This window comes from Clostridium sp. (assembly GCF_026168755.1).
In the GTDB taxonomy this organism is placed as follows: Bacteria; Bacillota; Clostridia; order Clostridiales; family Clostridiaceae; genus Clostridium.
Map to the genome: position 1 here is coordinate 1 of NZ_JAPFDR010000075.1, position 9,307 is coordinate 9,307.

At 27.9% G+C, this 9,307-nt stretch carries 6 protein-coding genes; all 6 read left to right on the top strand.

Features of this window, described 5'->3' with window-relative positions:
- Window positions 1-412 precede the first annotated feature (412 nt).
- A complete protein-coding gene (miaB, locus tag Q0Y03_RS14620) occupies window positions 413-1,756 on the top strand; it encodes a tRNA (N6-isopentenyl adenosine(37)-C2)-methylthiotransferase MiaB (protein WP_297714542.1) in 1,344 nt (447 codons plus the stop codon).
- Between the two features lie 189 nt (window positions 1,757-1,945).
- Window positions 1,946-4,678, top strand: coding sequence for a DNA mismatch repair protein MutS (gene mutS, locus Q0Y03_RS14625; protein WP_297714543.1), 2,733 nt, complete (start codon window positions 1,946-1,948; stop codon window positions 4,676-4,678).
- Between the two features lie 10 nt (window positions 4,679-4,688).
- Window positions 4,689-6,680 (top strand): DNA mismatch repair endonuclease MutL, encoded by a 1,992-nt coding sequence (gene mutL / locus Q0Y03_RS14630; RefSeq protein ID WP_297714544.1) that lies wholly within the window; start codon window positions 4,689-4,691, stop codon window positions 6,678-6,680.
- Between the two features lie 13 nt (window positions 6,681-6,693).
- The gene (gene miaA, locus Q0Y03_RS14635) at window positions 6,694-7,620 is read left to right on the top strand and encodes a tRNA (adenosine(37)-N6)-dimethylallyltransferase MiaA (RefSeq protein WP_297714545.1); all 927 of its coding nucleotides are present in this window, start codon (window positions 6,694-6,696) and stop codon (window positions 7,618-7,620) included.
- A gap of 50 nt (window positions 7,621-7,670) precedes the next feature.
- Window positions 7,671-7,907, top strand: a complete 237-nt coding sequence (gene hfq / locus Q0Y03_RS14640) for an RNA chaperone Hfq (RefSeq protein WP_297714547.1) — start codon at window positions 7,671-7,673, stop codon at window positions 7,905-7,907.
- Between the two features lie 128 nt (window positions 7,908-8,035).
- Window positions 8,036-9,307 (top strand): methionine gamma-lyase family protein (locus Q0Y03_RS14645; RefSeq protein ID WP_297714546.1); only part of this gene is annotated, 1,272 nt, incomplete at its 3' end.

A 9,307-nucleotide genomic window follows, 5' to 3' on the forward strand; every position in this document is an offset into this window, starting at 1 on the left:
CCAAGACTTTGCCTCCGACTTCCTTCAGATTCCATCTCACGATGGACACCCTTGTCATTAGCTAGTGGTTCCCACTACCAAGCCCACAACGGACTTTCACCGTCAAGTTGTTGCCCATGCTGGGCGCACAATAAAAAAGCTAGATCTATTAATTGGTATCTAGCTTTTTTATTTTAAGTAAATATATACATTTTTTAACGCACAAGTTATATTACCTTACATAATTTCAAATAAACTTAAATTAAAATTACTTCTTATCAGAATAAGCTTTCATTATCTCAAATTGAGAATATTTTAATACAATTTACATAAATAATTACTGGTTCAATCATACTCTTTATTTTTAACAAAATATTATGGTATAATACATTGGTATTTAAATTTATATAAGTAACAATGGAGGAAATTTTTTATGGTTAACGAAATAAATAATAACTTATTAAAATACTATATAGAAACTTGGGGCTGCCAAATGAATGAAGAGGATTCTGAAAAACTTTCAGGTATGCTTAAAAGAATTGGATATACAAGAACAGAAGACAAAAATGAAGCAGGAATAATTTTATTTAACACTTGTTGTGTTAGAGAAAATGCTGAAAATAAAGTATTTGGTAACTTAGGACAATTAAAAAAATTAAAAGAAAAAAATCCTGATTTAATTATTGGTATATGCGGTTGTATGATGCAACAAGAAGGTATGGCAGATAAAATATTAAAGCAATTCCCTTATGTTAATATTATATTTGGAACTCACAATGCATATAAATTCCCTGAATACTTAAATAGGGTAAAAACAGAAGGTGTTCAAATAAAAGAAATATTCAATAAAGAAGAAGAAATTGTTGAGGGATTACCAATAGATAGACAAAGTGATGTAAAAGCCTTTGTAACTATTATGTACGGATGTAATAACTTCTGTACTTATTGTATAGTACCATTTGTAAGAGGTAGAGAAAGATCAAGAAAACCTGAAGATATAATAAACGAAATAAAGGATTTAGTTTCAAATGGATATAAAGAAGTTACTTTATTAGGTCAAAATGTTAACTCTTATGGAAAAGGCTTAGAAAATGAAGTTTCATTTGCAGAACTTTTAAGAATGATAAATGAAATTGATGGTTTAGAAAGAGTTAGATTTATGACATCTCATCCAAAAGATTTAAATGAAGATGTTATTAAAGCAATTAAAGAATGTGGTAAGCTATGTGAACAAATTCACTTACCTGTACAAAGTGGTTCTGATAGAATATTAAAGAAAATGAATAGACATTATACAAGAGAGTATTATATGTCTTTAGTAAATAAAATTAAACAAGAAATACCTGATGTTTCTATAACAACAGATATAATTGTTGGATTCCCTGGTGAAACTGAAGAAGATTTCTTAGATACTTTAAACTTAGTAAAAGAAGTAGAATATGATTCAGCATTTACATTTATATATTCTAGAAGAAATAATACACCTGCTGATATGATGTTAAACCAAGTTCCTGAAGAGGATAAGCATGATAGATTTAATAGACTAGTTGAGGCTGTAAATAATAGTGTTATATCTAAAAATAAAGCTTATGATGGTAAAGTTGTTGAAGTATTAGTTGAAGGTACTAGTAAAAATGATGAAACTAAGCTTTCAGGTAGAACTAGAAATGGAAGATTAGTTAACTTCTCTGGAGATGGAGTAAATATTGGAGATATAGTAAATGTTAAAATTACTAAAGCACAAAATTTCTCATTAGTTGGTGAAGCGATTAAATAAATTTTTAGGATAACTTCTATATAGAGGTTATCCTTTTTCTATTAAGTATTTAAATATCTTTATAATTAAATACATTACAAAAATTACTTTCATTTTTATTACTTTCTATTAATTTAGAAATGTTGTATAATTGTTGATAAACGGCTAAGATATTGAATTTAGCTATAAACTATAATCGAGGTGATTAACATGGGTTTAACTCCAATGATGAGACAATATATGGATATAAAGGATAAGTATCAAGACTGCATCCTTTTTTATAGATTAGGTGATTTTTATGAAATGTTCTTTGAAGATGCAAAAACTGCCTCTAAAGAGCTAGAGTTAGTTTTAACGGGGAGAGAGTGTGGATTAGAAGAAAGAGCCCCTATGTGTGGTATCCCTTTCCATGCAGCTTCAAACTATATTTCTAGACTAGTAGCTAAAGGATATAAAGTTGGTATATGTGAACAAGTAGAAGATCCAGCACAAGCTAAAGGAATTGTTAAAAGAGACGTAATAAAAGTTATTACACCTGGAACCTTCTCAGAATCAAATGGAGATGAGGAATATAAAAATACATATATAATGGCTATATACAATCAAGATGGATATTATGGAATTGCATCATCAGATATTTCTACTGGTGAATTTAAAACTACTTTCTTTAAAGAATTTAAAACAACTCTTTTAGATGAAGTTTCTAAGATTTCACCTAAAGAAGTAATTGTAGATATAAACTTTGATGAAGAGTTAATAAATGAAATTCATAATATAAGCAATGCATTAATAACAAAGAAAGATATACTTCATTTTAACTGTACTGATGATGAACTTATAAATCAATTTAGTGAAGTAGAAGTTGCTGGATTAGACTTAAGAAGTAAAATAGCCTCTTCTGTATTATTAAAATATATATTAGATACTCAAAAAATGAGCCTTTCTAATATAAATATTCTTGAAACTTACGATATAATAAATTATATGACTATAGATAGTAGTTCTAGAAGAAACTTAGAATTAACTGAGAATCTTAAAGAAAAATCAAAAAAAGGTAGTTTAATTTGGGTTTTAGATAAAACCTCTACCACAATGGGTGGAAGAGCATTAAGAAAATGGATAGAAGAACCACTAATTAATATAAATGAAATTAATAATAGACTAAATTCTGTAGATGAATTATTTAATAATATTTACTTTACAGAAGAATTACGTGAAGCTTTAAGAGATATTTATGATATTGAAAGAATAGTAGGTAAAATTTCTAATAAAAATGTAAATGCAAAAGATTTAGTATCTTTGAATATATCACTAAAAAAATTACCTGAAATAAAAGAAAGACTATCTGTGTGTAAAGCAGATCTATTAAATAAATGGTATAAAAACTTAGATGTATTAGAAGATATAAGTACATTACTTTCAAAAGCATTATTAGACGATCCTGCAACTTCTATTAAAGAAGGTAATATAATAAGGGCTGGTTACTCTGATAAAGTAGATGAGCTAAGAGAGGCAAAATTAAACGGTAAACAATGGATAGCTTCATTAGAAAGTAAAGAAAGAGAATTTACTGGAATTAAATCATTAAAGATAGGCTACAATAAAGTTTTTGGATATTATATAGAAATTTCTAAAGCTAACTATAACCTAATACCCGAAGGAAGATATATAAGAAAACAAACTTTAGCAAATGCTGAACGTTATATTACAGAAGAACTTAAAGTAGTTGAGGAAAAAATCCTTGGTGCTGACGAACATCTAATGGCTCTTGAATATGAACTATTTGTAGAATTAAGAGATAAAGTAGAATCCCAAATTCCTAGATTAAAAAATAGCGCTAATATAATATCATCTTTAGATGCTCTTACTACTTTAGCTAAAGTTGCTGTTGATAATGATTATATTAGACCTAATATAAATAATGAAGGAATAATAGAAATAGAAGACGGTAGACATCCTGTAGTAGAAAAGGTAATAGATAACGGAGAGTTTGTATCTAATAATACATATATTAATAAACATGATAACAGATTACTTTTAATAACAGGACCTAATATGGCTGGTAAATCAACTTATATGAGACAGGTTGCATTAATTACTCTTATGGCTCAAATAGGTTCATTTGTACCTGCTAAAAAGGCTAATATATCTGTTTGTGATAAAATATTTACAAGAATAGGTGCATCAGATGATTTAGCTGGTGGAAAATCAACATTCATGGTAGAAATGTGGGAAGTATCTAATATATTAAAAAATGCTACTCCTAATAGTTTAGTATTATTAGATGAAGTAGGAAGAGGAACATCAACTTATGATGGATTAAGTATTGCATGGTCTGTTATAGAATATATCTCTAAAAATAATAACTTAAAATGTAAAACACTATTTGCTACTCACTATCATGAATTAACTAAACTAGAAGGAATAATTGAGGGTGTTAAAAACTATTCAGTTGCTGTTAAAGAAACTGATGAGCAAGTTATCTTCTTAAGAAAGATAGTTGAAGGTGGTGCAGATCAATCTTATGGTATTGAAGTTGCTAAACTTGCTGGATTACCTTTAGAAGTAATAGATAGAGCAAAACATATATTAACTAAATTAGAAAATGAAAAATCCATAGAAATAGATAAACTATTTAATAATTATAAAGAAAAAGAAGCATCAATAAACGCTGAAAATATTTATGAAAAAGAAGTGGCTATAGAAAAAGAGGAAATTATTATAGAAACTCCTATAGAAGAAAATCTCAAAGAAGAAATTAAAAAAGTTAATGAACCTACTATAATTAAAGAAAGTAATGAAGCATTACAAATAGACTTTACCATGCTTGAAAAGGAATCTTTATTATCAGAAATTGCAAATATAGAGGTTATGACTATGACACCTTTAGATGCGATGAATACCTTATTTAAAATAGTTCAGGATGCCAAAAAATTAAAATAGGAGGTGCTCTATGAAACGAATTAACTTATTAGATGAACATACTTCTAATAAAATAGCTGCAGGGGAAGTTGTAGAGCGACCTTCCTCTGTAGTTAAAGAACTTGTAGAAAACTCTATAGATGCTGGCTCTAAGAATATAACTATTGAAATAGAAGAGGGTGGAATAGCACTTATAAGAGTTATTGATGATGGCTCTGGAGTTCATAACTTAGATATAGAAAAGGCCTTCTTACCACATGCTACATCTAAAATCAAAACTGTTGAAGATATATACTCTATAAACACTTTAGGTTTTAGGGGAGAGGCTTTACCTTCTATCTCTTCTGTATCTAAGCTAACCTTTAGAAGTAAGCCATCTGAATGCGACTTTGGTAAAGAAATAGTTTTAGAAGCTGGTGAAAAATTATCATTAACTGATATAGGTATGAATAATGGATCTGTAATGGAAGTTAAAGATTTATTTTTCAATGTTCCTGCTAGAAGAAAGTTTTTAAAATCTACTTCGAGAGAAGCTAGTTTGATAAATGATATTATTTTAAGAATAGCTTTATCTAACCCTGATATATCTTTTAAACTATTTAACAATGGTAAAAAGACATTGCATACATACGGAGATGGTAACTTAAATAATGTTATACGAACTATTTACGGGAAAAATATATCTGAGCATGTATTACCTTTTGACTACGAAGATGAAGCTCTAAAAGTTCATGGTTATATAGGTAAAGAAATAATTGCTAGAGGATCTAGAAACAATGAAAGTATATTTGTTAATAATAGATATATAAAAAATAAAACAATTGTAGCAGCTGTGGAAAATGCATTTAAATCATTCTCAACAGTTAATAAATTCCCATTCTTTGTACTTTTTATAGATTTATCACCAGACTCCATAGATGTTAACATACATCCTACAAAAGCAGAAATAAAGTTTAAAGACGAAAGAGTTATTTATAAAAGAGTATTCGATGCAGTTCATAATGCTTTAAAAGAAGATATATTTAATTCATTTGCAGTAGAAGATAAATTTGTAAATGAAGAAATTGTTGAGGAGATTAAATTAGATTTAGATACAGCATCTAAAAGTAGCAATATAGATGACCCCCTTATTTCTAATAAGATTGAACCTTCTATAAAGGATATATATAATAATGTCACTATACACGATGTTGCTAAAGAAGAGGATTTATATAATAAATTAAAGGAATTAAATAAAAATAAAGCTATTAATTCTTATAATAATAATTCTGAATCATTAAATAATACAACTGTAAATGAAAATACAAATAATAGTGATTATTATACTAAAAATGATTTAGCTTCTTCACAATCTAATTTATCTAATATAAAACAAGCTAATAATTTCAATTCATCTACAACTTCTATAGAAATAACAACAGAAAAAGAAGCAAATAAAGCCAAATTCCCGGATTTACGAGTTATTGGGCAATTCAGTAAAACTTATATCTTAGCTGAATATTTAGATACACTTTATATAATAGATCAACACGCTGCTCATGAAAAAATATTATACGAAAAATATATAAAAGATATAGAAAGCAAAGAGATTGTAGTACAACAATTGCTAATTCCTTGCATAATAGATTTATCTTTAGATGACTATGAATGTTATAAGGAAAATACAGAGGTATTTACAAATTCAGGATTTGTTATAGAAGAGTTTGGAGGTAATACAATTGCGTTAAAAGAAGTTCCTTATTTTTTAGGAAAACTTGATGCTAAAAACTTTTTATTAAGCATAATTGATAACTTGAAAAACTTAGGTACTGGTAAAACAGTAGAGGTTAAGCTAAATAAAATTGCTACTATGGCATGTAAGGCTGCAGTTAAAGCAAATGATTATTTAACACAAATAGAAATGGAGAAACTTATTTCTGATTTAAGATATATAGATAATCCCTTTAACTGTCCACACGGAAGACCTATAATAATCAAGTTTACAGAATATGAATTAGATAAAAAGTTTAGAAGAATAGTATAGAAAGGTTTATAATATGAAAAATAAAATATTAGTTTTAGCTGGTCCAACAGCAGTAGGGAAAACAGCTTTATCTATAGAATTAGCTAAGAATTTAAATGGAGAAATAGTATCAACTGACTCTATGCAAATATATAAATACATGGATATTGGTTCAGCAAAAATAACTCCTTCTGAAATGGATGGTATAAAACATCATATGCTAGATGTAACAACTCCAGATAAACCATTTTCAGTTGTAGATTTTAAAACTTTAGCAGAACCAATAATTGATGATTTATTAAAAGAAAATAAACTTCCTATTTTAACTGGAGGTACAGGACTTTATATAAATTCATTAACTTGCAATATGAATTTCACTGATGCCCCAAGTGATGAAGAATATAGAAAAGAATTAGAAGAACTTGCAATAGCTAAAGGTGCTAATTATATTCACGGAATGTTAAAAGATATTGATCCTATAAGCTATAACTCGATTCATCCTAATAATAGGAAGAGGGTAATAAGAGCATTAGAAGTATATAAAGTAACTAATAAGCCATTTAGTTCATTTAATGCCGGTGAAGACTTCTATAAAAGCAAATACGACGTTCATTACTATGTTTTAGATATGAATAGAGAAAAGCTTTATGAGGGGATAAATAGAAGAGTAGATATAATGTTTGAAAATGGCCTTCTAGAAGAATGTATTAAATTAAAGGAAAATGGGTATAATTCATCTATGCAGGCAATGCAAGGAATAGGATATAAAGAGGTTCTTTTATATCTTGAAAATTCTATAACATTAGAAGAGGCTATAGAAATGATTAAACAAGGTTCTAGAAACTATGCTAAACGTCAATTAACGTGGTTTAGAAAGGATCCAAGAGCTAAATTCTTAAATAAAGATTTATTATCTGATGATGAAATACTTCAAATAATAATAGATGATTTAAAGAATTAATAAGTTTATAATTATATAAAAATAAATACTTAGCCATGGAGGTGATTATTATTAATAAACAAAACAATAATATTCAAGATATTTTCTTAAATAACGCAAGAAAAAGTAAAACTTTAGTATCTATTCATTTGGTTAACGGTTTTCAATTAAGAGGATTAGTTAAAGGGTTCGATAACTTTACTGTTATTTTAGATTCTGAAGGAAAGCAAATGCTAGTATATAAGCATTCAATTACAACAATAACCCCATCAAAACCTCTACCTTTTTTAGATAATGAAAACTTATAGGAACTGCTCATAGCAGTTCTTTTTCTCTAATTATATTAAGTTTATGACTTTTAAATATAAAAAAACTTTATATTTAACATATTATTATATATAATTATTATGAAATAATGTATAATGGAGGAACTTTAATGTTAAGAGAAACAGAAAAGTTAATGATGGAATCTTACAACATAAAGCCACATGTATTTGAATTATATAAAAAGGCTTTAAGCGATGTAGAAGAACAATTTAAAATTTATGATGAAATAAGAGAGTATAATCAGCTAAAGGTACTTAATGCATTCCAAGAAGAAAGAATAAGTGATATGCATTTTACAAATTCATCAGGATACGGATATGATGACATTGGTAGATATACTTTAGATAAAGTATATGCAAGAATATTTAATACTGAAAGCGCTTTAGTTAGACCACACTTTGTAAATGGTACTCATGCCATTGGTTGTGCATTAATGGGTAATTTAAAAACAGGAGATACTATGGTATGTATTACTGGTGCTCCCTATGATACTTTACATAACATAATTGGTATAAGTGGAAAAGAAAATATAGGTTCATTAAAAGAATATGGAGTTAACTATAAACAAGTAGATTTAAAAGATGGTACTTTCGATACTGAAAAGATTATAGAAGTTCTTAAAGAAGATTCTACAATTAAACTAGTACATATACAAAGAAGCACAGGATATGGCTGGAGAAAATCATTCTTAGTTTCTGAAATAGGAGAAATCATTTCAAAAATAAAGGAAATCAGAAGTGATGTTTGCGTTTTTGTAGATAATTGTTATGGAGAGCTAATAGACAAAATTGAACCTACAGATGTTGGAGCCGATTTAGTTGCTGGATCACTTATAAAAAATTTAGGTGGTGGAATAGCGCCAACTGGTGGATATGTAGCTGGTAAGGCAAAATACGTAGAACAAGCATCTTATAGACTAACAACTCCTGGAATAGGAGGAGAGTGCGGTTCTACATTTGGTGTTATGAGACAACTTTATCAAGGATTATTCTTAGCACCTCATATAGTTATGGAAGCTCTTAAAGGAGCTGTATTCTGTTCTAGAATAATGGAAATTGCAGGATTTGAAGTTTTACCTAAATATAACGATAAAAGAAGTGATATTATTCAAGCTATTAAATTTAACAATAGAGAAAACTTAATAAAATTCTGTAAGGGTATTCAAAAAGGATCTCCAATCGATTCTTATGTTGAATGTGAACCATGGGCAATGCCTGGATATAATGACGAAGTTATAATGGCAGCTGGTGCATTTATTCAAGGTTCATCTATTGAATTATCTGCAGATGCTCCTATAAGAGAGCCTTATATAGCATATTTACAAGGTGGATTAACATTCGATCATGCTAAAATAGGTATATTAATTTCACTAAATAACATA

Excerpts from the sequence above, each read along its gene's own strand:
- miaA (WP_297714545.1), top strand. The coding sequence starts at position 6,694 with ATGAAAAATAAAATATTAGTTTTAGCTGGTCCAACAGCAGTAGGGAAA.
- mutL (WP_297714544.1), top strand. The coding sequence starts at position 4,689 with ATGAAACGAATTAACTTATTAGATGAACATACTTCTAATAAAATAGCT.
- mutS (WP_297714543.1), top strand. The coding sequence starts at position 1,946 with ATGGGTTTAACTCCAATGATGAGACAATATATGGATATAAAGGATAAG.
- miaB (WP_297714542.1), top strand. The coding sequence starts at position 413 with ATGGTTAACGAAATAAATAATAACTTATTAAAATACTATATAGAAACT.